This window comes from Nocardioides sp. S5 (genome assembly GCF_017310035.1).
Classification (GTDB): domain Bacteria; phylum Actinomycetota; class Actinomycetes; order Propionibacteriales; family Nocardioidaceae; genus Nocardioides.
In genome coordinates this window covers 185,573-210,751 of sequence record NZ_CP022296.1, presented here as the reverse complement: position 1 = coordinate 210,751, position 25,179 = coordinate 185,573, and the positions used below count along the sequence as shown (strand labels likewise).

The window sequence follows — 25,179 nt, the reverse complement described above, 5'->3', positions numbered from 1 at the left end:
CCTGTCGAAGTGAACGGGCGGACCAGTTCCCACGCGGGACGCCGCCCTCAGTCGGGACGACATTGCCCTGACACATCCCAACCCGAGCCCTAGGCTCTGTACGTCGATCGAACCGGGGGCAGGCGATGAGCGAGCAGGCACTCTCAACACAAGCGTTCTGCCCGAACTGCAATACCGTCTCCCAGTTCTTGGCGTACCAGCAACGCGCCTACATCACTGTGGTGTTCGTTCCGCTCATCCCGTTGGGCAAACGGCCCGTTCAGTGGGTCTGCTCCTCCTGCGGGTTCGCTGCCCGGCCCGAGGTGCTCACGGCCGCACAATCGCGCCATGAGGAGCAACTTGGTGTCGCCCTCCGTGCGTCAATGGCGTACATGCTTCGCAGGATCTCGCCCGGCAACGGCGTGCTCGCCCTCGTCGGTGATCTGGCCTCAGGATGCTTCGGCATCAGTCCGGAGTACTCCGCCGCCCATGCGGCCCGCGACCTCGACTGGTTCGTCGAGCACGGCTGTACGCCCTACATCGAACCCGCCCGGGGGCTCCTCGTCGGCGATATGCGCGAGGACTTCTTTGGTCTCGTCGCAGTCCTAGGTATCCACCTGGCCGACACTCAACCCAACCCAGAGCCCCACATCACGGACCTCGCGTACATCGGCGACACAGTCGGCCTCAGCGCGATCCACCAGCAAGGCATCATCCAGCACATCCGGTCTATCAACTGACGCGCTCGTCGCCGACACAGGAGCCCGCGATACGGCAAGGCCCGCTGAGGCACTGGCCGCGCGTAGCAGGGTCGGCCGCGGGGAAACTCGTCCGAGGCCGCGGGGAAACACCTAGCCGGGCCTACGCGAAGTAGCGCCTGACCTGCACGTTCGGACTTTCTTCCGTAGCCCGCCAGTACCAAACAGCCTCTGACCTGCGAAGATGCGGTGTCAGAGGCTGTTTGGGTTATATGTCGTGCCAGATACGTGCCAGATGGGTCGAGCTCAAAGAGCTTGCTCGGCGCAATCCCGACCATCGGTCAAGTGCCTGCTGGCCGAAGGCCTCGTTCGTTCCGATAGCGGATTGGTCACCGGGACGATGTGCGAGGCCGAGGCGCTGGACCGTGTTGTTCCCCGTCGGCTTAGCGGCAGCTTTCATGGCGATCGGGCACCGCGGGCTTCGCTCGGTTCGTCTGCTGGCGGCTCAGGCTCGCCACTCCTCGGCGAGCAAGCCGTAGCTCAATCCGTCGAGCCACTCGCCCTCCTGCTGCACGAGGTAGCCGGCGGCCTGCAGAGCGGCCGCCGGCCTCGCAGACCGCCAGCGTCTGCCGGGCGGGCAGCTCGCCGAGGCGCTGCGGCAGCTCCATCAGCCGGACGTGGATGGCCCCCTCTATTCGCCCGTGCGCCCACTCGACGGGCTCGAGCACGTCAAGCACGGCCAACCAACCCCTCCAGGAGCGGGTCGGGCACGCCGTTGATGCTCACGGTGGGGATGGCGAGCCTCACCCTGACACTGACGGCTACCCTACCGCCGGGGACCGATCGCCGACCGCGCCCGCTCCTCCGAGGGCGGGTAGCCGTGCTGGCGGCGGTAGCCGCGGGTGAAGGTGCCCACGTCGAGGAAGCCGCACCGGGACGCGGCGGACGAGACCGTGGACCCGCCCCGGAGCAGCTCGCGGGCGCGGCCGAGGCGGTAGCCACGCAGGTAGGCCGCCGGCGAGAGGCCCACCTCGGCGAAGAGCGCCTGCAGGTAGCGCAGCGAGACCCGGTGGGCCGCCGCCACCTCTGCAGGCGTCAGCCCCGGGTCGGCGTGGTGGGACCGGAGGAAGTCCAGCATCAGCTCTCGCTGGACGTCTCGGCTGAGCTCTCGCTCGTTGCCCGCCGGGTCGGCCGCCAGGATCACCGAGCGGACCAGCGTCACCGCGACGTCGGCCAGCGACTCGCCGTCCCTGGGGTCGGCCGACTGCTCGGTCCCGGCCTCGAGCACCGAGCGCAGGACCCGGAGCGGCCGGTTGTCGTCGATGGCGAGGGGCCGCGCGACGACCTGGTCGATGACCTGGTCACGCAGGCCCAGCGACCTGCGGGGGCACCTGGAGCACCAGCTGGCTCATCGGCCCGGGGAAGCTCAACGTGTAGGGACGCGCCGCGTCGTACAGCGCTCCGGCTCCGCTGCCGAGGACGGCGGCTCGGCCGGACTGCCGGATCTCTCCGCGGCCGTGGGTGAAGAGCGATAGCAGGACGTCCTCCCGCGGCTGCTCGGCGACCAACCGCGGGGTCCGCACCAGCTCGGAGCGACCGCAGGTGCCCCGGGCCATGCCGACCCCGGGCGTGATCTGCGCGTGGAGAAGCTCGCCGCGCAGCGACGTGGCGGCGGCATTGACCCGGAGCGGGACGAAGCTCTCGCTGCAGGCCTGCTCAAGGGCGTCGGCGCCGTCCACGACGAACTGCTTCATCTTCCTCGCAACCACTTCCCTCGAACGGCCCCGGTCACCCGGGGATCACCCTGCGATGCCCTTGACGTTATCCGAATGTGCTCACGCGCGCCCCGGAGCGCGCGGGCGCGGATCGCCGGATGCCCCTGCGGGAAACGCCGGATCGCGCCCGCCGAGGTGGCCTAGCGTGGGGGTCGGCGCACCCGAGACCTGTAGGAGACTTCGATGGACGACCTCAGCGCGACTGACCCGATCACCCCGGCCGGCACCGGAGCGGGCCAGCCCGCCGGCCCGCGGACGATCCGGGCTGCCGCCGTGCAGCTGCAGGGCGTCGTCGGCGACGTGGCGGAGAACCTGCGCCGGCTCGAGGCGATGATCGACGAGGCCGCCGGCAAGGGGGCAAGGCTGATCGCGGTGCCTGAGTTCGCCACCTCCCCGCTGCCGTTCCGTGCCGAGGTGCACCGCAGCGTCCTGCCGCCGGAGAACCCGGCCGTCGAGATGCTCCGGGCGGTCGCGAAGCGGCACGGCTGCCACATCGGCGGGTCGATGCTGATCGCCGATGGCGAGGCGGTCTACAACCGCTACCACCTGGTCGAGCCCGACGGCCGGACCCACCTGCACGACAAGGACCTGCCCACGATGTGGGAGAACGCCTTCTACGAGGCCGGTCACGACGACGGCGCCTGCGAGACCAGCATCGGCCGGATGGGTGCGGCAGTCTGCTGGGAGCTGATCCGCACCCAGACCGTCCGCCGCCTGCTCGGCCGGGTCGAGGTGATGATGACCGGCACGCACTGGTGGACCCTGCCGAGCAACTGGGGCGGCCTGGTCGACCGGACCTTCGGTCCGCTGACCCAGTACAACCGCTACCTGTCGGAGAACGCGCCCTCGGAGTTTGCCCGCCGGATCGGGACGCCGGTGCTGCAGGCGTCGCACTGCGGGCAGTTCCGTACCGACTTCATGCTCGTGCCCGGCGTGCCGGTGACCGCGCCGTACGACACCGAGTACGTCGGCGCGACGCAGATCGTCGACGCCGAGGGGCGTGTCCTGGTCTCCCGGAGCACCGCCGAGGGCCCCGGCGTGGTCGTCGCCGACATCGAGCTCGGCGCGCGGGAGCCGGTCGTGCCGCTGGAGGACACCTTCTGGACCCCGAAACTGCCGTTGGCGCTGCGCGCCTACTGGCACCACCAGAACCTCTGCGCCAAGCGCTACTACCGGCGCACCGGCCGTGAGGCCGGCCTCGCGGCCGCGCGCAGCGCGTCGACCGGGTCGAGCGCGTGGGTCGAGGCGCCGTCGGAACGGGTCCGATGATGGTGGCCGCCCTGGCGACCGAGACCCGGATCTTGCTGCTGGCCGGCGGGTTGGTCTTTTGTGGGCGCTCGGCTTGGGCGTGCTCAAGTACCGCCCAGATGTTGCGGTCGCCGGAGGCGGTCGCCCACCCCTACACCGACATCGCCCACCGGTCGGCCATGCTGTACTCCTTCGCCATCGCGCTGATCGCGGTTTTCGTCGAGTTGAGCGACTGGCCGACCTCGGTCGACCTCACCGCGGCGCCGGTGCAGATGGCGTTCTTCGCGGCCGCGATCGCGTGGTACCAGTGGCACGGCATGAGGCGCGACACCGACAACCAGTTCCGGCAGGCGGCCCCGGCGCTCGGCTGGTTCATGGGCGCGCTGATCGTCGGGGAGATCGGCGGGTTCGCGGTGCCGCTGGCGGGGTTCGTGCACGCCTGGGCGTGAGCACGCCCGCGGCGAGGTGACAGCATCGAGACGTGAGTATCTCGGGGCAGGCATGAGCGACACGGTCGGCGAGCGTGCGGCCGCCGCCGTCCTCCAGTAGCTCTCCACGCTCGACCGGCTCCTACCGGTCTGGGTCCTCGCCGCCATGGTGCTCGGACTGCTGCTCGGGCGGCTCCCGCGACTCCGCCACCGCTCGCGGCCGACGACCACGGACGCTCGACACAGCAGTTGTTCAGCGTGGACGTCGTCGTACCCCGTCGCTGGGGCACCCGGCGCATCAGCAGCGAAGGCCGCGATATCTACGCCGTCACCGCACCCATCGTGGTCGAGGGCGCGGTTCGACTTCTCGACGGGCGCAATCGCGGCCCTAACGCTCACCTCGGGTGTCTGCTTTTGAGCTGTAGAAAACCAGCCCAGCGACCGCGCAATCCGGAACAACCAGATGCGGGCGTCCCACAAGCCGAAGCTCACCCGGGACCTGCATGATCGTGCGTTGGGGCACTTGCGCTACCCCCATGAACTCCACCAGCTCGAAGATCGCGACCTGTCCCTCGAGGCCGTCACGGAACAGGCGTCCGCGGAGCTCGAGATCATGGCTCGCCTCGACGGGATCGTCGGGTTGGAGACCGCGGCGCCCGCCTTGCTGCTGCGCATGGTCAAGGCGCAGGACCTCGGCCACAAGTCCGGCCGAGGCTTCTTCTCGTACGCCGAGTACTCAGACGCGGGCGGCCCGATGAGGCGGCCCCGACGACGCCCGGGCCACGAGCTCGACCGGCAGGGTCAGCGACTCGGAGCGGCCGCCCTCGATGAGGTTGAGCAGCTTCTCGAACGCGAGCGCTCCCATCTGGAGCACGGGCGAGCGCATCGACGTCAGCGGCGTCGGGAGCTGTCCCACGATCGGAATGTCGTTGTACCCGACCAGGGACAGGTCGTCGGGAACCGAAAGCGCTAGGTCGCGGGCGGCACCGAGCATGCCGATCGACGACGTGTCGTCGACGGTGAACACGGCGGTGGGTCGGTCTGCCGTCCGCAGCATCGCGTGGCCGGCCGTGATGCCCGCCTGGACGCCGAAGCCGCTGCGCACGATGTGCTTGGGCCGGACCTTTATCTTCGCGCTCGCGGCCGCCTCGAGGAAGCCGACCACCCTGTCGTGCGCAGTGCTGGCGTGCTCTGGCCCCGCGACGATGCCGACGCGGCGATGCCCGAGCTCGATCAAGTGCTCAGCCGCGAGCCGCCCGCCAGCACGGTCGTCACAGGTCACGGAGGGCACGTCCAGATCGGCGTGGCGGTTGAACACCACGATCGGCAGCTGCCCGAGATTGAGTGACTCGAGGAAGCCTTCCGCCCCCCGGTGCAGGCTGCTGAGCAGGAGGCCGTCCACCTGGCGGCTGGCGAGCAGCTCGATCGCTGCGCGCTGGGCATCCATGTCGTCCTGCGGGCTCGACAACAGCACGGAGTATCCGGCCGCGCGCGCGGAGATCTCGACGCCTTCGAACATCGTCGCGATCACGCCGTCCGTCAGGCGCGGCATGACGAGGCCGATCGTCATGCTGCGGCGGGTGCGCAGGCTCGCCGCGGCCAGATTCGGCTGGTAGCCGAGCTCCGCCGCGATGTCCTTGATCCGCTGCGCCGACTCCGACCATCCATCGGGCGGTTCACTCTGCCGCAGAACCCGCGACACCGTGGACACGTGGACCTCGGCGCGCTCGGCGATCTCCTTGAGGGTGGGCGCACGACCCCCGACGACACGCTGGTTCATCGACGCCGCCTCCAGATCAAACGTTTGCGCGATCGATCTCCAGTCTAGATGCGAACCACCCGGACATGGCGCCTATTCGACCGGGTGCGGCGTCGGGCGGGGCAATGCGGTCGACGAGGGATGAGGCGGACCGCCTCGCCGCGGCTGCCAGACGGCTGCCGCACGGCGCGACCAGGAAGTTCGCGCACCAAATGTTCGAAGGTCACAAGAGCCAGTAGGAACGCGCGTCATTCCAGCTGCGTGTGACTGTCAGGAACTGATGCCGCGATGCACGGAGCACTGCTCCTGACCGGCGGTGTTCCCCCGCTCCGCGTTCGCTCTGTTGCCAACGATGACTCGCCGGGCTAATACCAACATCGGCAGTGTGCACCTTTACGCTCAAGGAAGCCCATAGCGGATCGGGTATCTATGGCGGAATCAGTCGGTTGTCGCAACACCTCGAGGATGGAGGTGTGTCATGGGTAGTCCGCGAAGGCCGAGCACGATCGAGGTGCCACAGGGTGGACGGCGGCAGTGGGCCGCGGACCGGGCGCTGCGTCCGGCGATGCGTTCACCGGGGCGCCCCGAGCCCTCGCGTGCGGTGCAGCGAGCTTTCTGGCGTCTGATCGCCCAAGGCCTGACCAGCGAGGCAGCAGGCGCTGATGTTGGGGTGTCGATGCCGGTCGCGTCGCGGTGGTTCCGACACGCTGGCGGGATGCCACCGATCAGTCTGTGCGAGCCCACCGGTCGCTACCTCTGCTTCGAGGAACGCGAGGAGATCGCGCTGCTCAACGCCCAGGATATCGGGGTCCGCGAGATCGCCCGACGCATCGGTCGTGACCCGTCGACGATCTCGCGAGAGCTACGCCGCAACACAGCGACCCGGGCCGGGCAGCGGGTCTACCGGGCCGGGGTCGCGCAGTGGAAGGCACAGCAGGTGGCGAAGCGACCCAAAGTCGCCAAGCTCGTCGCGAACCCACGCCTGCGCGAGTACGTCGAGCACAAGCTCGCCGGCGATGTCACCGACGCCCAGGGGCGCCCGATCGCGGGCCCGAACGTGCCCTGGGCCGGGCGTCGCCACGGACGTCGCCAGGACCGGCGCTGGGGCACCGCGTGGAGTCCGGAGCAGATCAGCCACCGGCTACACCTCGAGTTCCCCGAGGATGAGTCGATGAGGATCAGCCACGAGACGATCTACCAGTCGCTCTACGTCCAGGGCCGCGGCGCGCTCAAACGCGAGTTGAGCGCGTGCCTGCGCACCGGGCGGGCGCTGCGTGAGCCACGGGCGCGGACCGGACGCAGCGGCAGGACCTTCGTAACCGATGAGGTCAAGATCAGCCAACGCCCCGCAGAGGCCGATGACCGAGCCGTGCCCGGTCACTGGGAAGGTGACCTGATCATCGGGTTGGAGAAGTCCGCGATCGGCACACTGGTCGAGCGGTCGAGTAGGTACACGATGCTGCTCCACCTGCCCCGGATGGAGGGCTTCGGCGCCGCCCCGTACGTGAAGAACGGGCCACCCCTGGCCGGGCATGGTGCGGTTGCTGTCCGCGACGCGATCACCGCCCAGATCGGGGTCCTACCGAAGCTGCTGCGTCAGTCCCTGACCTGGGACCAGGGCGGCGAGTTGGCCCAGCACGCACAGCTCAAGATCGACGCCGGGATCGACGTGTACTTCTGCGAGCCACACTCCCCGTGGCAGCGACCCACCAACGAGAACACCAACGGGCTGCTGCGCCAGTACTTCCCCAAGGGCACCGACCTGTCGCGCTGGAGCCACGAGGAGCTCCAGGCCGTCGTGGCCACCCTCAACGACAGACCACGCAAGAGCCTCGACTGGCGGACCCCCGCTGAGGTCTACCAAGCCCAGCTAGAGTCCCTGTCACAGGCTGGTGTTGCTACGACCCCCTGAACCTGCCCAATACCTCGCCGTGCGGTACACCCAGCGACTCGCCGAGGCAGGCGCCGTCGCGTCAGTCGGCTCAACCGGCGACAGCTACGACAACGCCCTGGCCGAGGCGTTCAACTCGCTGTTCAAGGCCGAGCTGGTCCGCAACAAGGGAGCCTGGAAGAACATCGACGACCTCGAGATCGCGGTCGCTGAGTACATCGACTGGTTCAACCACCGCCGCCTGCACGGCGAGATCGGGCTCATCCCACCAGCCGAGTACGAGGACAACCACTACCAGCACACCACCACCCCGACTACCGTCGAGGCGTCAGTTCAGAGCCTCCACTGAACCCGGCACGCGACACACCGCATGCACCCCGAGCCGGCCTGTGGCGGCCAGGACCGAGCGCCTGGCCGCCCGTCGACAACGCCCCGATGCACTCGCGCATCGGGGCGTGGACTGAACGGAACGCGCTGGGCCCAGGAACAGGGGACGGGCCCGGCCCCCGACCGGGCCCGTCCGTGTCGAGCCCGGGACGCAACGGGGACATGCTGCGCCCGGGACTCGTGATCTTGTGTTGCACCGATTGCAACGCTGAACAACTTTCGCCGGTCTTTCTTACCGCCCACGCCCCCGGACGACCGCACAAGCCCGCCGTTCTCGGGGAGTCTCGCTCCATACCGGCCCGCCGTAACCCGATCATGTGGCGGTGCTGGCGCAGCGACGCCCTTCAGGCAATCGCTGCCGTAAGCGATGTCAGGAGTTCTCTCGCCCTAGTGAGGTCGTCGGGCCGGTTGATGCCTGCCACCCCGACAATCCGACCGCTGTCGCGATAGAACGCAAGCGCCTGTCGGCCGTCGGCCTCGACCTCAAGCGAAACTTCGCTGCCGCGGCTGGTGTGGCCGAGCGTCCAGATATCCAGGTCGTGTTGCGTCGACCAGCAGTATTCGATGGGGTCGTGTACGGCACTACCGCCGAGCATGTTGCGGGCTGCGACAACGCCTTGAGACTGGGCGTTGGCTTCGTGTTCGAGCCTGCGGTGGCGGCCTAGTCGCGGCGAGTACATGAATGCTGCGTCCCCGGCGGCGTAGACGTTGCTGCGCGAAGTGCGGCAGTATTGGTCGACAACGATCCCGCCGTCGATGTCCACACCGGAGCCCGCGAGCCAGTCCAGTTGGGGCCGTGCGCCGATCCCGACGACAACGAGCTCGCAAGCGATGTCGGTGCCGTCAGCGAGGCGGACGCCTTCAACTGATGCTCCACCCAGCACGCTGTCGACTCGGGCGTCCAGGAGCACGTCGACTCCGGCCTCGCGGTGACGCTCGGTGAGAAGCGAGCCCACTTCGTCGCCGAGAGCCTGTCCCATCAGCTGCGTCATTGCTTCGACGATCGTCACCTGGACGTTCATCTTGGCCAGCGATGCGGCGATCTCAGATCCGATGAATCCACCGCCCACGATGACCACGCGGCACTGACGGTCCCTTACCTCTACGGCATGGCGAAGCTGGATCGCGTCGTCATAGGTGCGCAGGTAGTGGACCCCGGCGAGGTCGCCACCCGGGACGTTGAGCCGGATAGGTTCGACGCCCGGTGCAAGGAGTAGGTGGTCGAAACTGATTACGGAGCCCGAAGCAAGTTCAACGACTGGCTCATGGGGATCGAGCGCCACTACACGGTCACCCAGCCACAGCTCGGCGCCTTGCGCCTCATACCAACTCGGGTCGCGAAGGCACAGGCTCCCGATCGACCTGCCGTCGACGAGTGCTTCCTTGGACAGGGGCGGGCGGGAGTAAGGCCGCCATTGCTCAGCGCTGATGAGCGCTACCGAGTCGGCACGCTTTGACAACGCCTCGACGGCGCGGCCGCCCGCTACGCCGCCGCCGATCACGAGGTGCGTGTACTGGCGCGTCATCAGTCGGCGTCCATCGGTGCCAGAAGAACCTCGGACCCGTCGACTACGACGTCGTAAGCGCGGACCGGGACGACGCACGGTGCGACGGTCGCAGCTCCTGTTCGGACGTCGAAGCGGCCTACGTGCAAGGGGCATTCGATCTCAAGGCTGTCGGCGTGAAAGATCCCCATGTCGAGGTAGGCCTCAGCGTGGCTGCAGAGGTTGGCGATGGCGTAGACACGCTCGCCTGAGCGCACCACCATGACTTCCTCGCCTTCGACCTCGAAGACCTTCGGGATGTCCGGCTTGAGTTCGTCGAGATTGGCGACCCGAGACCTCGTGGGGGGGGCGGCCGACTGCGGGCCCATCAGACAGCCGCGACGTCGAACTCGAAGGCACCCATGCCGGTCACCCACTGCGGAATCGGCTCGTAGTACAGGGAACGCCCAGGGCGGTCACCGACGGCTCCGGAGACCAGGATCCAGTTACGGATCTCGAGACCACCGTTGCCGGCGTGCTCGCGGATGTAGTCGGTGCTCCAGGTAGCCGCCTCGCCGCCGCCGCCGTTCTCGAGCAGCGTCAGGAAGTCACGGTCGAACTCTTCGTTGATGCGGCCCATGTCGGGCGTGCCGGGCCAGTGCGACAGCCCTCCGCACCCGACGACGGCGACGCGCTCCGGGCGGCTAGCGGCGTAGTCAGCGAGGACCTTGCCGAGCTGGTGGCAACGCGCGGCGGTCGCAGTGGCCTCTTCGACCAGCGAGTTCACAATCATCGGCACGATGGGAATGTCGAGGTCTGGGAACATCTTCAGGACCGGGATGGCGGTGCCGTGGTCGGCCTGGAACCTCTCGACCGTTGCCAGGTCGAAGCCGGCCGTCGATGCGTGCCGGACGAATCCGCGGGCAAAGTCGGGGTGACCCGAGAAGGAGGTCTTCGGGACCCCCATCTCGCCGAACGTCCGAATCGACTCGCCCGTGCCGACGACGAACGCCGGCTGCGGACCTGAGGGAGGCAGCGTGGGGCCGTGCTCAGAGGAAACGAGGAGCACGACGTCGGCCCCCGCTTCGCGGATGCGGCTCCCAATCTCCTCGAAGCCTGCTACGACCGTGGCCGCTTGAGACTCCACGCCGACACTCGGGAACATGGTGTGGGAGGTGGCGTATCCGCCGACAATTGCGCCCATCAGACGGCGTCCTTTCGCTGGTCATCGAAGTATTCGCTGGCACTCATCCCGGCCGCGAACCCGGGGTTTCGCATGAACGAACCCCACATGGCGAGCATCGGGTGCACGCCGAGAGCGGCAAGGCTGCCCGGGTCGGGTGCTTGCAGCGCCGCGATGTCGCTGGGGTCGAGGTCGTACTCAGCCAGATAATCTGGATCCAACTGCGCGACCGCGTCCCACGCAGCCTCTCGCGTCAAGCCGTCTTCGAACATGCGGTTCAACTCAGGAACACTCATCGAGTCTCCTCCTTTTTGATGAAGTCAGTGACCGCAGTTGCAAGCTCTTCTGGGTGCTCGAGCATCGCCCAGTGGCCACACTGCGGGATTGAATACAGGCGCGAGTTCTCGAGGAGCTGGTGGAACCGCACCGACAGGTCAAGGGGCACTACCTGGTCCTCACGACCGCAGATCACGAGCGTCTTGGACTTGACGCGGGCGATGTCGTCCTCGGGATAGAACAGGCCACGCTGCTCACGGATCCAAGTCATGGTGGCGCGGTAGGCGTCCATGATGCGGCGGTCGTTGGTCAGCTGATACCGGTACTGGATCAGTTGCTCGCTGGGCTGGAACCGAGGGTGCGTCAGTGCTGAGACGATGCGACGCATGCCGTCGACGCTGGGTTCGGTGTAGTCCAGCATGGTGGACAGCTCGGCCGAGAACTCTCGGGTCAGGCCGGCACTTCCCATCAGGGTCAGGGTCGTGATCCGGGAAGGGTCTCGCATGGCGAGCCCCAGGGCGGTCGCGCCGCCCATGGAGTTGCCGACGAATGACGCCTGCTTGAGCCCGATGGCGTCGAGGAAGTTCGACAGGTGCTCGATCCGTGCGGGCTGGGTGAAGGCGAAGTTGCTGTCGTCGGGCACGGATTGACCGAAGCCGACCATGTCGTAGGCGATGACCCGGAAGTGGGGGGAGAGGAGGGGCGCCGAGCGGAACCAGTTGCCCCTGGCGTCCGCGCCGGCCCCGCCGCCGTGGATCAGGATGAGCGGTTCCCCGGATCCGGCCTCCCAGTAGCGGGTCTTGACGCCGCCGGCGTCAACGATGCGCTCAACCCCTGGGTCGAGGACGTGGTTCACGCTTTTGCTCCTCGGGCCGACCGCACCCCGCGTGCGCGGTCAGAGGCAACCATCCGCCACTTCACGATGCAGAGGTCCGGCGGGAACAGCTGCTCGTTGTTCCACCCGTCGCGCTCGCCGTAGAAGTTCTGCTGAGCCTCGCGCGCCCAAACATCGTCGTCGTTGAACGCGTGCAGGGCGTCGGGGACCCAGGTCTCCTCAAACTCAACCGCGAACGCCTCTGCATCTCCGGGGCTGGAGATCTTCCGCTGGAGGACCTGGAAGTACTCGTGCTGAGTCTCGGTGATCGGGACGTAGAACTCGTACTGGATGAGCGTCGGGTCCGGGAACGGGTCGACCTTCAGAACGCCCGGAACCCACACGCTGATCTGAGCGGCGACCTTCTTCTCTTCGCCGGTGAGGTTGGCAGCGAACACAGTCTCGCCGTCGAACTTTGCTTCGAAGACCGGCATGTAGTTGTCCGCGAGCCGGTCGAGGACGCCCTTGGGCCAACCGTCGTCGAAGACCTGCATGGCGTCGCGGTCGGCGGGCACGAAGCCGTAGGGCAGCGCCAGCCGGTTGGACTCGATCAGGGCCGAGTTGCGGTGCAGGAAAATGTGGGTGGTATCGAACCCATTCTCGACCCCGAGACGCCAGTTGGACTGAACCGTCCGGCGGATACCGAGGCTGTGGGTGTCCTCGTCGAGGAAGCCCGGGGGAAGGTCCTCGCTGAGTGCGTGAGCCTCCTCGGTGCCCACGAATACGAAGATGAGGCCCTTTGCCTCCTGAACCGGGTAAACCTTGATCGAGATCTGACCGATGACGGGTGAACCGGGGGAGGTGAGCACGTCGACCAGCTGGCCGTCTTCGAGGTCATAGGTCCAGCCGTGGTACCAGCACGAGACCGTGCCGGCCTTGAAGCACAGGGGGTCCTTGGAGAACGGGACGCCCCGGTGCGCACAGCTGTCAGCGATCGCCTTGACGACACCGTTTGCTCGCGTCAGCAGCACCTTGTCCCCGAGCAGCGTGACCGAGAGGAACTCGCCTTCGCCGAGCTCGTGGCCGAACGCGGCCGGGTGCCAGTGGTTGTCGAAACCGAGCGTCGCGTCCAGGTATCGGGGCCACTTGGTCGCTGCGCCGCTCGTGGACTGCTCACTTGCTGTGTCTGACACTTGATCAAAGGTGGTCATCGGGGACGTCCTTCTGGGTTCGGGGTCGAACGATCGGGTAGCCGGGAGTCAACAGACGCCAGACCGTCCGGACAACGCGGAGTTCCACGGTGCGAAATCAGGGGGGCGAATCAGTAGTTCTGCTGATGGCTCCCGGAGTGACAGGCACCACAGTGAGGTGATGACCACCACTCAACCCGAAGTAACGACACTCAGAACCGTGGATCGGGCCTTTCAGATCCTCAGCAGCGTCGCGGCTGATGACCGCGACCTGACGCTCTCGGAACTCTCGGCACGCGCCGGGGTCCCGCGACCTACCGGTCTCCGCATCGCACGTGCCTTAGTCGGGTTAGGCGCCCTCGAGCACACCGCCAACGGCTACCGCCTGGGGCCACGCATGTTCGAACTGGGCTTGCGAGCCCAAGGCCATAGGCAACTGCGCGAACTCGCCTTGCCGATCATGAGCGACCTCTACCACTGGACGCACGGCACAGTGCACCTCGCGGTCCTAGAAGGCACCTCGACGCTCATCATCGAGAAGATCGCCGGCCCCCGATCGATCCCGCTCGCATCCAAGGTCGGCGGTCGCGGACCAGCGCACTGCACCGGACTTGGAAAGGCACTCCTCGCCTTCTCCTCGGAGGAGACCGTTGTCAGAGTCATCGACGAAGGCCTGCCCCGGCTGACGTCACGCACCGTCACGAACGCCAACGAGCTGCGCACCGACCTCGCAAAGATCCGGCGAGTCGGTCTCGCCTACGAGAACGGAGAATCCACCGAGGGAGTCGCATGCATCGCTGTCCCGGTCTTCGACGCCGACCAGCGGGTCGTAGCTGCGCTCTCGATCGCGGGTGCCGCCAACGACGTACACCCCGGCCGGCTCGGCCCCGCCCTGCGCGATGCGGCGGGGATTTTGACCCGCTTGGTTGCGGGCCGCTGCTAAGCGTCTACTGCCTTGCCATCCAGGCAGCCACCTGCGCGCGCGACTTGAAGCCCAACTTGGTGAATATGTGCTGCACGTGACTGTCAACAGTCCGGGTAGACAGCACCAGAGTTTCAGCTATCAGTTTATTGCTGCGACCTTCTGACACTAACCGAGCCACCTCTAGTTCACGCGGCGACAACACCGCGGCCGCAGCTACAACCGGGCCCGCGGGGTCACCGTGAACGTCCCGCCCGATAAGGCTGAGCACGACATCACGGGCATCGAGCCTCGCGCCGCTCTGCGTCGTATGACGGTAACCCTCCTCGCCGAGTTGGGCACGAAGTCGCTCCTGAGAGCGGAAGTGGCAGTTGGCCAAGTGCGGGCCGAACGCCGACATGGGTGTGCCCAGTTTCTCCCGTAGCGCGTCCTCCAACCCCATCCAGAGCGCCCCGTGCTCCGCATCGCCCTCGGACGCAGCGATCCAGCCCAGCAAACCAATGAGGTGGGAAATGCCGAGCTGGTCGTTGAACTCGACCGTGATCTCAAGACTCCGTCGAGCGAGCCCCGCAGCGGTTCGATAGTCGCTCTCCAGCCACCGGTTCACTGCGAGCGCCCACATTGCGTAGGCCCTGCCCCACCGCTCACCCGACTGCTCACAGAGTCGGATTGCGCGTTCGCACGCTTCGTCGGCGAGGGTCGCCTCTCCGCAGAACGTGTATGTGACCGCGAGTTGAAACAGCAACCCGGCGATGGCGGCGTCGTTGCCGTTGGCCTCGTGTTCCTTCAGCGCGGTCTCGTAGAAGATTCGGGCGGCCTCGAGATCGCCGCCGAAGAGTGAAGCCATCCCACGGACTTGTGCCGCGTAACCGGCCACGTCAGCTGTCCCGAAGTTAGATGCGAGCCGGTCAGCTTCGTCGAGACGGTTACGCGCCGTTTTCAAATCGCCTTGCAGCAGTCCCAGATACGCGTCGAGCCATAAAGCGTCGACCGAGGCCGCTGTCGGTGCGCCTTCATTGGCGGCCAGAACTCGCCCCAGCCACCGTCGGCCTTCGGCGAGGTAGCCTCCGGCGATCCAATGCCACTGCAACGCGACCGCCATCGCGACCGCTACCTGTCGACTGTGGCCGTCGCCTGCGGCGTAGTCGAAGGCCGACCGCAGGTTGGCGTGTTCAATTCGTAGCGTCGCAAGCAGCTTCGCCTGGTCGGCGCCCCACCACTCCTTTGCAGCCTGAGCAGCCATGTTTGCGTAATAGTCGCGGTGCCGGCCGCGTACAACGGTCAGCTCGGCTTCATCCTCAGCCAGCCGCTCAGCGGCATACTCGCGAATCGTCTCAAGCAGGCGGAACCGCACACGTCGAGGCGCGGCGTCAGGGGTGACCATCGACTTCCGCACCAGTAGGTCGACAAGATCAAGCATGTCACCTGTCAACGAGGCGCTCGAGCACACGTCTTCGACTGCAACGAGGTCGAAACCTCCGGAGAAGACCGAGAGCTGAGACAGCAGCGCCTGTTCGTCCGCTGAGCACAACGTGTAGCTCCAGTCGATGAGCGCGCGAAGCGTCTGTTGGCGGGCCGGCGCCTCGGGGCTCCCACCGACGAGCAGGCGTAGACGGTCGTCAAGACGGAGCAGTAGGTCTTCAATCGAGATAGATCGGAGCCGCGGAGCCGCAAGTTCGATCGCCAAGGGCAACCCGTCGAGCCGCGCACACAACTGGACAACCGCCTCGGCGTTGTCCGGCGTCACCTTGAACCCCGGCGCCTGATCTGCGGCACGAGCAACAAGGAGCGCGACCGCGTCGTAAGCTTCCACGTCGACCGGCGGCCCCGCGTGTTCGAAGTTCGGCACCCCCATAGGTGGCACCGCGTACAGGCTCTCGCCGACGACACCGAGTGACTCACGGCTAGTGACGAGGAACCGAACTGCCGGTGCCGCGCGCAAAAGGTTGCCAATCAACACCGCCGTCGGCTTAGCGAGATGCTCGCATCCGTCGAACAGAATCAGCGCGTGTTGATCGGCTAGATGCCGGCGCAACTGCGCGAACGGTGCCCGGGCGGTTTGCTGCACAAGTCCGAGCGCGTCGGCCAGCACCTCAGGCAGGAGCGAAGGATCGTCAACATCGGCCAACTCGACTAGGTAAACCCCGTCCGAGAAAGCGCGCCGTGCCTCCGCTGCAACCCTCAGGGCCAGACGACTCTTGCCTACTCCGCCAGGGCCGGTGAGTGTCAGGAGTCGCGAGGAGCCAAGCCGCTCCCGGACGACGGCTAGTTCGGTCTTCCGGCCAACGAAAGAACTAACGTCGGACGGCAGCTGTGGCGCCTCATGCTTCATCACTGACCTTCAGACGAGCAGATGCCGTAGTCAAACCCGAGTTGAACGTGGCCTTGCTTCAATCTAACGGATAGGTCCGGAAAGCGTGAGCCGTTTCGGTGCGACCCGACGTCTGCACCTGACCCCACCTCGCGCGGTCGGGTGTTGGCTGACCGTCGCCGCGCACCTCGACTGTGTTGTGCATTGCAGCAACAGGCAGGGCGAAGCGCTTTCAGGACGAACTTCACGGGCCCGTTTTGCGCCTTCCAGAGGCAGACCCGACGCGCCGAGGACCGGAGCGGCCGGATCTGTAGGCGACGGCCGTATCGGTCGCCGCAAGAGCTCGAGGCGCAGAACCCACAAAGGACCTCGAAGACGTCCCAGCAGCGCCTGTGATCAGTCCGTTGTGTCGGTCCTCGAACAATCGCAGCAGTCTGTCGGTGGGAGCGATTACGTTCCGCAGGCATGTGGAAAGACCTTGCATCGGTCGGCGTCGCCCTCCTTGGGCTCGGCGTCGCCGCCGGCCTGTTCGCTCGCCGTACGACGCGGCGGACCGCGGCGATGATGTCGCAGGCCGAGCTGTGGGCACAGCTGCCCCGCGGCCCAGGCAAGGCGGCGCTCCGGATGTACCTCGACGAGCGCACGGTCAAACTCGTGGCGGACCTCCGACACACGGACACAGACTGGACCGAGCGCGCGTTCAGGTGGTTCGACAACATCATGTGGACCGGGCTCGCGCTCATTGCCGCCGGGTACGCGCTGCATATCCCGGACAGTGAGGCGATCGAGACAACCGGGTCTCTCATCATCGCCCTAGGTGTCGTCTTGGTCGGCTTCGCCGTGCTATTGGCTGTAGCCGCCACCAGCACGATCGCGCTCCGCTGGAGTCGCAAACGGCGACCCTAGTTGAACGGACGCCGTCCCGGTCTTTGGAGCGTCGCCAACTGGTTACATGGACAGAAACGAGGCTAACTGGCCGTCGGACGGGATTGCCGACGGCCCGCCTGTTCAACACTCAGTCTGGTCATGAGACGCGTAGAGGACGACAATGATTCGATCGCCAGGCTTCCTACTTCTTGCGACCCCTCCGCGGGCTTTCGATTTCGCCAGTCGCGATTCACGACGCAGCCCCCAAAACTGGGGTTGACCCCATCTGGTGGACATCTTGATGGCTCGGGTCCGTGACCTGGGCAGTGGAGGATGTTCATTGTGGGATTGCAACGCAAGACGTACACGGCTGCGTATCGCAGCGAGGCTGCACGGTTGGTGATCGATACCGATCGGCCGATCGCGCACGTCGCGGCCGAGATCGGTGTCGGCTCGCAGCTGCTGGGACGGTGGGTCGCTGTGGAGTGGGCCAGGATGGACGACCCGCCGACCGCGGTTGATGCCGACCCCCAGGCCGAGCTGGCCCGGCTGCGTGTCGAGGTCGCCGAGCTGCGTCGGGATCGTGAGTTCCTGAAAAAAGCAGCAGCCTTCTTCGCAGCGGAGAACCAGACCCGGTGAGCAAGTACGAGCTCATCGAGGCGGAGAAGGCGAACTACCCGATCACCCGCATGATCGACCTCCTTGGCGTCGCCCGGTCCGCCTACTACATGAATCGCCCCGGGTCTGATGGAGGCTCTCAATCCATGGAGGATGAGAGTCATGGCAGCACCCAGGAAGTACCCCGACGAGCTGCGTGAGCGGGCCACGAGGATGGCCGTCGAGCTCCGGGCCGATCCGGCATCGAAGCAGGGCGCGATCGCCCGAGTGGCCGAGCAGCTCGGCATGCACCCCGAGACGTTGCGCAACTGGGTCCGGCAGGCGGAGATCGATGGTGGCGTCCGCCCCGGCACGATGACGAGCGACGCCGAGCGCCTGGCCCATCTCGAGCGAGAGAACCGCGAGCTGCGACGGGCCAACGAGATCTTGAAGACGAGCGCGGCTTTTTTCGCCGCCGCGGAGCTCGACCGCAAGATCAAGTAGCAGTCCCTACAGCGGTGCTGGTCGACTACATCGACCAGCACCGCGACAGGTTCGGGGTCGAGCCGATCTGCACCGTCTTGAAGGACGCCGGTGTGCAGGTCGCCCCGAGCACCTACTACGCCGCGAGACAGCGCCCGCCCTCGGCGCGGTCGGTGCGTGATGCTGCGCTGGTTGAGGACATCAAGGTCGCTCACAAGGCGAACCTGGGTGTCTACGGAGCGAGGAAGATCCACGCCGAGCTCAACCGTGAGGGCATCCCGGTCGCTCGCTGCACCGTGGAGCGGTTGATGCGCGCCGAGGGCCTGCGTGGGATCCCGCGGGAGAAGACCCGCAAGACGACCATCGGCGACGGCGCTGAGACCGAGCGGCCCGAGGACCTGGTCGATCGGAAGTTTGTCGCCACGGCGCCGAACGAACTGTGGGTAGCGGACCTGACCTATGTCCGCACGCACGCTGGGTGGACCTACGTCGCGTTCGTCCTCGACGTCTTCTCCCGGATGATCGTCGGCTGGCAGGTGTCCACGTCGCTGCGCACCGACCTCGCACTCGACGCCCTCGACATGGGCCTGTGGACCCGCCAGCGCGCCGGTCAGGACGTCACCGGCCTGGTCCACCACTCGGATCGTGGAGTTCAAGGCGGAATCAGTCGGTTGTCGCAACACCTCGAGGATGGAGGTGTGTCATGGGTAGTCCGCGAAGGCCGAGCACGATCGAGGTGCCACAGGGTGGACGGCGGCAGTGGGCCGCGGACCGGGCGCTGCGTCCGGCGATGCGTTCACCGGGGCGCCCCGAGCCCTCGCGTGCGGTGCAGCGAGCTTTCTGGCGTCTGATCGCCCAAGGCCTGACCAGCGAGGCAGCAGGCGCTGATGTTGGGGTGTCGATGCCGGTCGCGTCGCGGTGGTTCCGACACGCTGGCGGGATGCCACCGATCAGTCTGTGCGAGCCCACCGGTCGCTACCTCTGCTTCGAGGAACGCGAGGAGATCGCGCTGCTCAACGCCCAGGATATCGGGGTCCGCGAGATCGCCCGACGCATCGGTCGTGACCCGTCGACGATCTCGCGAGAGCTACGCCGCAACACAGCGACCCGGGCCGGGCAGCGGGTCTACCGGGCCGGGGTCGCGCAGTGGAAGGCACAGCAGGTGGCGAAGCGACCCAAAGTCGCCAAGCTCGTCGCGAACCCACGCCTGCGCGAGTACGTCGAGCACAAGCTCGCCGGCGATGTCACCGACGCCCAGGGGCGCCCGATCGCGGGCCCGAACGTGCCCTGGGCCGGGCGTCGCCACGGACGTCGCCAGGACCGGCGCTGGGGCACCGCGTGGAGTCCGGAGCAGATCAGCCACCGGCTACACCTCGAGTTCCCCGAGGATGAGTCGATGAGGATCAGCCACGAGACGATCTACCAGTCGCTCTACGTCCAGGGCCGCGGCGCGCTCAAACGCGAGTTGAGCGCGTGCCTGCGCACCGGGCGGGCGCTGCGTGAGCCACGGGCGCGGACCGGACGCAGCGGCAGGACCTTCGTAACCGATGAGGTCAAGATCAGCCAACGCCCCGCAGAGGCCGATGACCGAGCCGTGCCCGGTCACTGGGAAGGTGACCTGATCATCGGGTTGGAGAAGTCCGCGATCGGCACACTGGTCGAGCGGTCGAGTAGGTACACGATGCTGCTCCACCTGCCCCGGATGGAGGGCTTCGGCGCCGCCCCGTACGTGAAGAACGGGCCACCCCTGGCCGGGCATGGTGCGGTTGCTGTCCGCGACGCGATCACCGCCCAGATCGGGGTCCTACCGAAGCTGCTGCGTCAGTCCCTGACCTGGGACCAGGGCGGCGAGTTGGCCCAGCACGCACAGCTCAAGATCGACGCCGGGATCGACGTGTACTTCTGCGAGCCACACTCCCCGTGGCAGCGACCCACCAACGAGAACACCAACGGGCTGCTGCGCCAGTACTTCCCCAAGGGCACCGACCTGTCGCGCTGGAGCCACGAGGAGCTCCAGGCCGTCGTGGCCACCCTCAACGACAGACCACGCAAGAGCCTCGACTGGCGGACCCCCGCTGAGGTCTACCAAGCCCAGCTAGAGTCCCTGTCACAGGCTGGTGTTGCTACGACCCCCTGAACCTGCCCAATATCGAGCCATCCGATACACCGAGCGGCTTGCCGAAGCCGAGGCCGTCGCGTCCGTCGGCAGTCGTGGCGATTCATACGATAACGCGATGGCTGAGGCGCTCAACTCACTGTTCAAGGCCGAGTGCATCCGCAACCCGGTCATGCGACCCAAGGGCGGCTGGAAGTCCGTCGGTGACGTCGAGATCGCCGTCGCCGAATACGTCGACTGGTTCAACCACAGGCGTCTGCATGGCGAGATCGGGCTCATCCCGCCCGCCGAGTTCGAGGCCAACCACTGGGCGACAGCCGAGTCCGAGCACTACGTTGAAACCCCGGTCCTCACCGAGACCGGATCCAAGTAACCGAGCCTCCACGAAACCCGGGGCGATTCATCGTCAAGGTCGGGGGCGCAAGGCGGGGCAAGGCGATCATCATCCTTAACCCGGCCGAGCCACCCCTCATCATGAGAGACACCGTTTTCGCGCTCGTCAACGCATCCGACCCGGGCACGCACGATGAGATCCGAAACAGCGTCGAGAAGATGACAGCCGACGTCGCGGCCTACGTGCCCGGATACCGGCTCAAGCAGCAAGTCCAGGTCACCGCGATACCCGACGACCAACCCGTAGAGACCCTCCTCGCCGAAGGCGCCGAAGCGCAGCATGGCCGTCCGACGCACCAGGTGTCGGTCTTCCTCGAGGTCGAGGGCGCAGCGCACTACCTACCCGCCTACGCCGGCAACCTCGACATCATGACTTCAGCTGCCATGCAGGTCGCTGAGCGCATCGCAGCAGCAAAGGCACCCCGATGAGCACCCCAATCTTCGTTCAGGACGTCACCCTCCGAGACGGCATGCACGCAGTGCGCCACCGCATCACCCCGTCCAATGTCGAGCGAATTGTTCGCGCCCTGGACGAGGCCGGCGTCGACGCTATCGAGGTCGCACACGGCGACGGCCTTGCCGGCTCTTCGGTCAACTACGGCCCCGGCTCGCACTCGGACTGGAGCTGGATCGAGGCAGCCGCCTCGGTCCTGAAGAGGGCGCGCCTCACCACCCTGCTTCTGCCCGGCGTTGGCACCATCCACGACCTCAAGCGCGCTTACGGCCTGGGCGTTCGCTCGGTTCGCGTGGCCACCCACTGCAGCGAGGCGGACATCTCCGCCCAGCACATCACTGCCGCCCGCGAACTCGGCATGGACGTCTCCGGGTTCCTGATGCTGTCTCACATGGCCCCACCTGACGAACTGGCTGCACAGGCCAAACTCATGGAGTCCTACGGCGCCCACTGCGTGTATGTAACCGACTCAGGCGGACGCCTAACAATGAACGATGTCGCTGCCAGGGTGCGGGCCTACCGCAAGGTCCTCGACCCGAGCACTGAGATCGGCATTCACGCGCACGAGAACCTGTCCCTTTCCGTAGCCAATTCCGTGGTTGCAGTCGAGAACGGCGTCTTCCGGGTCGACGCCTCACTGGCCGGTCACGGCGCTGGCGCAGGGAACTGTCCTATCGAGGCCTTCATCGCGGTCGCAGATCTCATGGACCTCAAGCACGGATGCGACCTGTTCAAGCTCCAGGACGCCGCCGACGACCTGGTGCGCCCGCTTCAAGACCGTCCCGTCCGGGTGGACCGTGAAACATTGACGCTCGGCTACGCCGGCGTCTATTCCAGCTTTCTCCGTCACGCCGAATCCGCAGCCGAGCGCTACGGAGTCGACGTTCGGGGCCTGCTCATGGAGTGCGGGCGACGCCGCCTTGTCGGTGGCCAGGAAGACATGATCTACGACATCGCACTGACGTTCGCAGCAGAACGCGAGGCGACTCTCGCCGAGACCGGTCCTCGCACTTGAGGTTCCTGGAGGTCACCAAGTTCGACCGTACCCCTGTTCGTCCGGACGACGACAAGTCTGTCGACGCCGGTGCCGCACGATACGTCAGTCCTCCGGTTGCCTCGGACGACGCTGCGCCCAATTCGTAGGTTGACCGTGTTTCGGCGTACGGGATGACACATAACTGGCCCGGAGCAGGCGTGCGGCTCGCGTACGTTCCGGCCGCGCGACTTTCGCAGGCCAGAGCGTGCTCGGTGGCGGCTAGATCAACCAGTAGAACCGGTAGCGCCGTGTCGCTGCCCACAGCGGTACCGCGACGCGAGCCTTGATAGGCGCACCTCGGTTCCACTCGGTGAAAGCACGTGTTGAGGCCAGCATCGACTAGTGGTCAAGTGTTTACGCGGCGTTCCCGCGCAGCCCATCGTTCTCGTGCCACCCGATACGGAGCCTCCCGATGCATGTCGAGCCACAATCGGACCCGCCGCTATGGACGTCAGGGAAAGCCGCCCGTCACTATTGGGTGGTTTGCGGTTCGCACCTAGAAGCCACCGGATGCACACTCATCCTCGAACACCCGACGCATGAGCGTTCATCGTTGGAGCGCTCCACGTACGCTGTGCCTTCCCAGCCCGACCACGACGAGGTGGCCCGATTGCGCAGCACGGGACTTCACCCAATGTCGGTCAAGCTTGAACACGACGAACTCGGGACGCTCATCTGCAGCGTGCTGTTTCGTACTCGTAAGGGCCCGGAGCGACGCACTGTCTCTCCTGCGGTAGCGGTTGCGTTGTGCGTCGCCGGAACGAGAACAGTCATGATTCGAACCGCCGTGGATCTCGCCAGCTGAAGGTGTCGTAGCCTTCGACTGATATGTAGGGCTTCGGTGTCAAGGGCAGGGTGAGGCGCCCTCGGGGCTGGGTGCCTCGAGGGCGCCTCTTCTGGCCTGGTCGCGGTGTCTGGTTCAGCGTGTCTTTCGACGCACGGTCGAGACTGATATGCGCGGGTTGGGTACCGCAGGGCGGCGTTCGGCAGGAGCGCTGCGCTTCTCTGAGGTCGAGCGTCACGGCCAGCGGTTGCTGTTGCTGGTTCGTGGCTCACAGTCGAATCGCGGGTGGGGCTCCTCGCGCTGCGTCCCGGGCACCGGGTCCAGGTCAGGTCTTGTGCCGGCTACCGCTCTAGTCGTCCATGACGGCCAGGGACCAGCACCAGCCCGCCAGCTCGCGGGCGATCGCGGTGTTGGCCACGGTGTGCTTCTTCCCGCGACGGTTGTAGGGCCCTGCCCCCGGATCTTGGACACAGGGTGTGATTACGCAGCGGGTTGCAGCGTAGCGGCGTAGTTGGACTCGTAGGTGGACGGGGACAGGTAGCGGCACCAGGAATGGCGTCGGCGGGTGTTGTAGCGCACGAGCCACTTGAAGACCTGCCGGCGACACGTCGCCTCGTCGCTCCAGCAGGCGGCGTCTTGGAGGACCTCGCGCTTCATCGTGGCGTTGAACGACTCCGCCAACGCGTTGTCGGCCGAGGAGCCGACCGCACCCATCGACTGGGTGACGCCGAGCCTCTTGCAGAGCTTGGCGTAGTCCTTCGAGCAGTAGACCTTGGGTTCAACCAGTCGATGCAACACTGGGTTGTTGAAGCGAGCGTAGTTGCTCATCGAACACCTCGGCAGGTGTCTTCCACCCAAGGATCTTGCGGGGCCGGTTGTTGAGCGCGTGAGCGACGGCCTCGAGGTCCTCGGCGGACCAACGCGACAGGTCCGTGCCTTTGGGGAAGTACTGGCGCAGCAGGCCGTTGGTGTTCTCGTTGCTCGGCCGCTGCCACGGCGAGTGGGGGTCGGCGAAGAACACCTTCGTGCCGGTCTCCAACGCGAACTGCGCGTGACCCGAGAGCTCCTTGCCGCGATCCCAGGTCAGGGTCTTGCGCAGCTGCTCGGGCAGCTTGGTGATCGACGCACTCAGCGCCGCGTTCATCGCGACGGCCCCGTAGCCGCCGAGCGATGGACCGTTCTTCACGTAGGGCTTCTCGCCCCAGCCCTCCATGCGTGGCAGGTGGACCAGGATCGTTGAGCGGCTGCTGCGCTCAACGATCGTCCCGATCGCCGACCGGCCAGTGCCGATGATCAGGTCGCCCTCCCAGTGACCCGGGACGGCGCGGTCTTCGGCTTCAGCGGGGCGCTCGCTGAGAACCACATCGGCCGTGACATGCCCACCGGGCTTGTTCTGCGATCGGGCCCTCGGCTGCCGTAGCGCACGTCCGGTGCGCAGACACGTGACCAGCTCGCGCTTGAGCGCACCACGCCCCTCAATGAACAGCGACTGGTAGATCGCCTCGTGGCTGATGCGCATGGACTCATCATCGGGGAAGTCGACCTTCAACCGCTGTGCGATCTGCTCCGGGCTCCAGGCCAGCGACCAACGCCGGTCGGCACGGTGCGGCTTGTTCAGCCCCTTCCAGGGGGCCGGTGTGGGGCCAGTGACGATCGTGCCGTCGGGCCGGCGAACGTTGCCGGCGAGCCGATCTTGGACGTACTCCCGCAGTTTCGGGTTCTCGAGCAGCTTCGCGGTCTTGGGGCGCTTGGCCGCCTGCTGTGCCTTCCACTGCGCCACGGTGGCCCGGTACTCCTGCTTCCCCCCACGAGTCGCAGCGTTGCGGCGCAACTCGCGTGAGACCGTTCCGGGATCACGCCCGATCGCGCGGGCGATCTCGCGAACGCCCTTGTCCTGGGCGTGCAGGATGGCGATCTCCTCACGTTCCTCGAAGCTCAGATAGCGGCCGGTGGGCTCGGCCAGCGAAATGGGCGGCATGCCGCCAGCGTGGCGAAACCAGCGGGTCCCAACCGGCACTGACACACCGACCGCCAGCGCCGCTTCTGCCGACGTGATGCCCGTGGCGATCAGCCGCCAGAACTGCCGTTGCACCGCTCGGGACGG

23 protein-coding genes, 5 pseudogenes and 1 other annotated feature are annotated in these 25,179 nt (G+C 66.6%); of the genes and pseudogenes, 14 read left to right on the top strand and 14 right to left on the bottom strand.

Annotated elements, in window-relative coordinates; translation table 11 throughout:
- Window positions 1–125 precede the first annotated feature (125 nt).
- Window positions 126–719, top strand: coding sequence for a hypothetical protein (locus CFI00_RS01105; protein ID WP_207083483.1), 594 nt, complete (start codon window positions 126–128; stop codon window positions 717–719).
- Window positions 720–1,120: 401 nt separating this feature from the next.
- Here the strand turns inward: CFI00_RS01105 and CFI00_RS01100 are convergent, their stop codons facing one another.
- From CFI00_RS01100 to CFI00_RS01090, 3 genes are all read right to left on the bottom strand, one after another.
- Window positions 1,121–1,405, bottom strand: a complete 285-nt coding sequence (locus tag CFI00_RS01100) for a rhodanese-like domain-containing protein (RefSeq protein ID WP_242532941.1) — start codon at window positions 1,403–1,405, stop codon at window positions 1,121–1,123.
- Window positions 1,406–1,503: 98 nt separating this feature from the next.
- On the bottom strand, window positions 1,504–1,965 hold the full coding sequence (locus CFI00_RS01095; RefSeq protein ID WP_207083481.1) for a helix-turn-helix transcriptional regulator: 462 nt from the start codon (window positions 1,963–1,965) through the stop codon (window positions 1,504–1,506).
- A 73-nt stretch (window positions 1,966–2,038) separates the two neighbouring features.
- Window positions 2,039–2,431: a hypothetical protein gene (locus tag CFI00_RS01090; RefSeq protein ID WP_207083480.1), complete on the bottom strand. Its 393-nt coding sequence runs from the start codon at window positions 2,429–2,431 to the stop codon at window positions 2,039–2,041.
- Between the two features lie 204 nt (window positions 2,432–2,635).
- Between CFI00_RS01090 and CFI00_RS01085 the strand changes: the two genes are divergently transcribed.
- Both CFI00_RS01085 and CFI00_RS01080 read left to right on the top strand, forming a co-directional pair.
- Entirely contained in the window at window positions 2,636–3,721 is a 1,086-nt protein-coding gene (locus CFI00_RS01085; RefSeq protein WP_207083479.1) for a carbon-nitrogen hydrolase family protein, read from the top strand.
- Complete coding sequence (locus CFI00_RS01080; protein WP_207083478.1) at window positions 3,718–4,149, top strand: hypothetical protein; 432 nt, start codon at window positions 3,718–3,720, stop codon at window positions 4,147–4,149. Before CFI00_RS01085 ends, CFI00_RS01080 begins: the two co-directional genes overlap by 4 nt.
- 367 nt (window positions 4,150–4,516) lie before the next feature.
- On the opposite strand, the gene CFI00_RS01075 is transcribed toward CFI00_RS01080, so the two are convergent.
- Both CFI00_RS01075 and CFI00_RS01070 read right to left on the bottom strand, forming a co-directional pair.
- Entirely contained in the window at window positions 4,517–4,828 is a 312-nt protein-coding gene (locus tag CFI00_RS01075) for a hypothetical protein (protein ID WP_207083477.1), read from the bottom strand.
- A gap of 36 nt (window positions 4,829–4,864) precedes the next feature.
- Window positions 4,865–5,908 (bottom strand): LacI family DNA-binding transcriptional regulator, encoded by a 1,044-nt coding sequence (locus tag CFI00_RS01070; protein WP_207083476.1) that lies wholly within the window; start codon window positions 5,906–5,908, stop codon window positions 4,865–4,867.
- Window positions 5,909–6,602: 694 nt separating this feature from the next.
- Here CFI00_RS01070 and CFI00_RS01065 point away from each other — a divergent pair.
- A complete protein-coding gene (locus CFI00_RS01065) occupies window positions 6,603–7,799 on the top strand; it encodes an IS30 family transposase (RefSeq protein WP_207083464.1) in 1,197 nt (398 codons plus the stop codon).
- A gap of 7 nt (window positions 7,800–7,806) precedes the next feature.
- A pseudogene (locus CFI00_RS01060) lies at window positions 7,807–8,127 on the top strand (integrase core domain-containing protein); the annotation flags it as partial.
- A 382-nt stretch (window positions 8,128–8,509) separates the two neighbouring features.
- Here the strand turns inward: CFI00_RS01060 and CFI00_RS01055 are convergent.
- From CFI00_RS01055 to CFI00_RS01030, 6 genes are read right to left on the bottom strand one after another with little or no spacing between them, the layout of a single operon-like run.
- A complete protein-coding gene (locus CFI00_RS01055) occupies window positions 8,510–9,691 on the bottom strand; it encodes an FAD/NAD(P)-binding oxidoreductase (RefSeq protein WP_207083474.1) in 1,182 nt (393 codons plus the stop codon).
- Window positions 9,691–10,038, bottom strand: a complete 348-nt coding sequence (locus tag CFI00_RS01050; RefSeq protein ID WP_207083473.1) for a Rieske 2Fe-2S domain-containing protein — start codon at window positions 10,036–10,038, stop codon at window positions 9,691–9,693. Before CFI00_RS01050 ends, CFI00_RS01055 begins: the two co-directional genes overlap by 1 nt.
- Window positions 10,038–10,853 (bottom strand): hypothetical protein, encoded by an 816-nt coding sequence (locus tag CFI00_RS01045; protein ID WP_207083472.1) that lies wholly within the window; start codon window positions 10,851–10,853, stop codon window positions 10,038–10,040. The genes CFI00_RS01050 and CFI00_RS01045 overlap by 1 nt, the downstream gene beginning before the upstream one ends.
- Window positions 10,853–11,128 (bottom strand): hypothetical protein, encoded by a 276-nt coding sequence (locus CFI00_RS01040; protein ID WP_207083471.1) that lies wholly within the window; start codon window positions 11,126–11,128, stop codon window positions 10,853–10,855. The genes CFI00_RS01045 and CFI00_RS01040 overlap by 1 nt, the downstream gene beginning before the upstream one ends.
- Window positions 11,125–11,964 carry an alpha/beta hydrolase gene (locus CFI00_RS01035; RefSeq protein ID WP_207083470.1) on the bottom strand — a complete coding sequence of 280 codons (840 nt, stop codon included), beginning with the start codon at window positions 11,962–11,964 and terminating at the stop codon, window positions 11,125–11,127. The genes CFI00_RS01040 and CFI00_RS01035 overlap by 4 nt, the downstream gene beginning before the upstream one ends.
- Window positions 11,961–13,133, bottom strand: a complete 1,173-nt coding sequence (locus CFI00_RS01030) for a Rieske 2Fe-2S domain-containing protein (RefSeq protein WP_207083469.1) — start codon at window positions 13,131–13,133, stop codon at window positions 11,961–11,963. The genes CFI00_RS01035 and CFI00_RS01030 overlap by 4 nt, the downstream gene beginning before the upstream one ends.
- A 160-nt stretch (window positions 13,134–13,293) precedes the next feature.
- Here CFI00_RS01030 and CFI00_RS01025 point away from each other — a divergent pair, with 160 nt between their 5' ends.
- A complete protein-coding gene (locus tag CFI00_RS01025; RefSeq protein WP_207083468.1) occupies window positions 13,294–14,055 on the top strand; it encodes an IclR family transcriptional regulator in 762 nt (253 codons plus the stop codon).
- A 4-nt stretch (window positions 14,056–14,059) separates the two neighbouring features.
- On the opposite strand, the gene CFI00_RS01020 is transcribed toward CFI00_RS01025, so the two are convergent.
- On the bottom strand, window positions 14,060–16,366 hold the full coding sequence (locus tag CFI00_RS01020) for a LuxR C-terminal-related transcriptional regulator (protein ID WP_207083467.1): 2,307 nt from the start codon (window positions 16,364–16,366) through the stop codon (window positions 14,060–14,062).
- 444 nt (window positions 16,367–16,810) lie between these two features.
- On the opposite strand from CFI00_RS01020, the gene CFI00_RS01015 reads away from it, so the two are divergent.
- The 8 genes and pseudogenes from CFI00_RS01015 to dmpG all read left to right on the top strand — a co-directional run bounded on the left by CFI00_RS01015 (window position 16,811) and on the right by dmpG (window position 22,270).
- Window positions 16,811–17,251, top strand: coding sequence for a hypothetical protein (locus tag CFI00_RS01015; protein WP_207083466.1), 441 nt, complete (start codon window positions 16,811–16,813; stop codon window positions 17,249–17,251).
- A gap of 303 nt (window positions 17,252–17,554) precedes the next feature.
- The gene (locus CFI00_RS01010; RefSeq protein ID WP_207083465.1) at window positions 17,555–17,851 is read left to right on the top strand and encodes a transposase; all 297 of its coding nucleotides are present in this window, start codon (window positions 17,555–17,557) and stop codon (window positions 17,849–17,851) included.
- A 108-nt stretch (window positions 17,852–17,959) separates the two neighbouring features.
- Window positions 17,960–18,238 (top strand): annotated as a pseudogene (locus tag CFI00_RS23790) (transposase); the annotation flags it as partial.
- Window positions 18,139–19,143 carry an IS3 family transposase gene (locus tag CFI00_RS01005; RefSeq protein ID WP_242532940.1) on the top strand — a complete coding sequence of 335 codons (1,005 nt, stop codon included), beginning with the start codon at window positions 18,139–18,141 and terminating at the stop codon, window positions 19,141–19,143. The pseudogene CFI00_RS23790 and the gene CFI00_RS01005, both read left to right, overlap by 100 nt.
- Window positions 18,271–18,420, top strand: a sequence feature (AL1L pseudoknot). (Overlaps the previous gene by 150 nt.)
- A gap of 89 nt (window positions 19,144–19,232) precedes the next feature.
- The gene (locus CFI00_RS01000) at window positions 19,233–20,429 is read left to right on the top strand and encodes an IS30 family transposase (RefSeq protein WP_207083464.1); all 1,197 of its coding nucleotides are present in this window, start codon (window positions 19,233–19,235) and stop codon (window positions 20,427–20,429) included.
- A 4-nt stretch (window positions 20,430–20,433) separates the two neighbouring features.
- Window positions 20,434–20,781, top strand: a pseudogene (locus CFI00_RS00995) (integrase core domain-containing protein); the annotation flags it as partial.
- A 29-nt stretch (window positions 20,782–20,810) separates the two neighbouring features.
- Window positions 20,811–21,230: pseudogene (locus CFI00_RS00990) on the top strand (acetaldehyde dehydrogenase (acetylating)); the annotation flags it as partial.
- Entirely contained in the window at window positions 21,227–22,270 is a 1,044-nt protein-coding gene (gene dmpG / locus CFI00_RS00985) for a 4-hydroxy-2-oxovalerate aldolase (RefSeq protein WP_207083462.1), read from the top strand. The pseudogene CFI00_RS00990 and the gene dmpG, both read left to right, overlap by 4 nt.
- Window positions 22,271–23,555: 1,285 nt before the next feature.
- Here dmpG and CFI00_RS00980 read toward each other — a convergent pair.
- Window positions 23,556–23,846: pseudogene (locus CFI00_RS00980) on the bottom strand (integrase core domain-containing protein); the annotation flags it as partial.
- A gap of 7 nt (window positions 23,847–23,853) precedes the next feature.
- Window positions 23,854–25,053 (bottom strand): IS30 family transposase, encoded by a 1,200-nt coding sequence (locus tag CFI00_RS00975; RefSeq protein WP_207082267.1) that lies wholly within the window; start codon window positions 25,051–25,053, stop codon window positions 23,854–23,856.
- Window positions 25,054–25,179 lie beyond the last annotated feature (126 nt).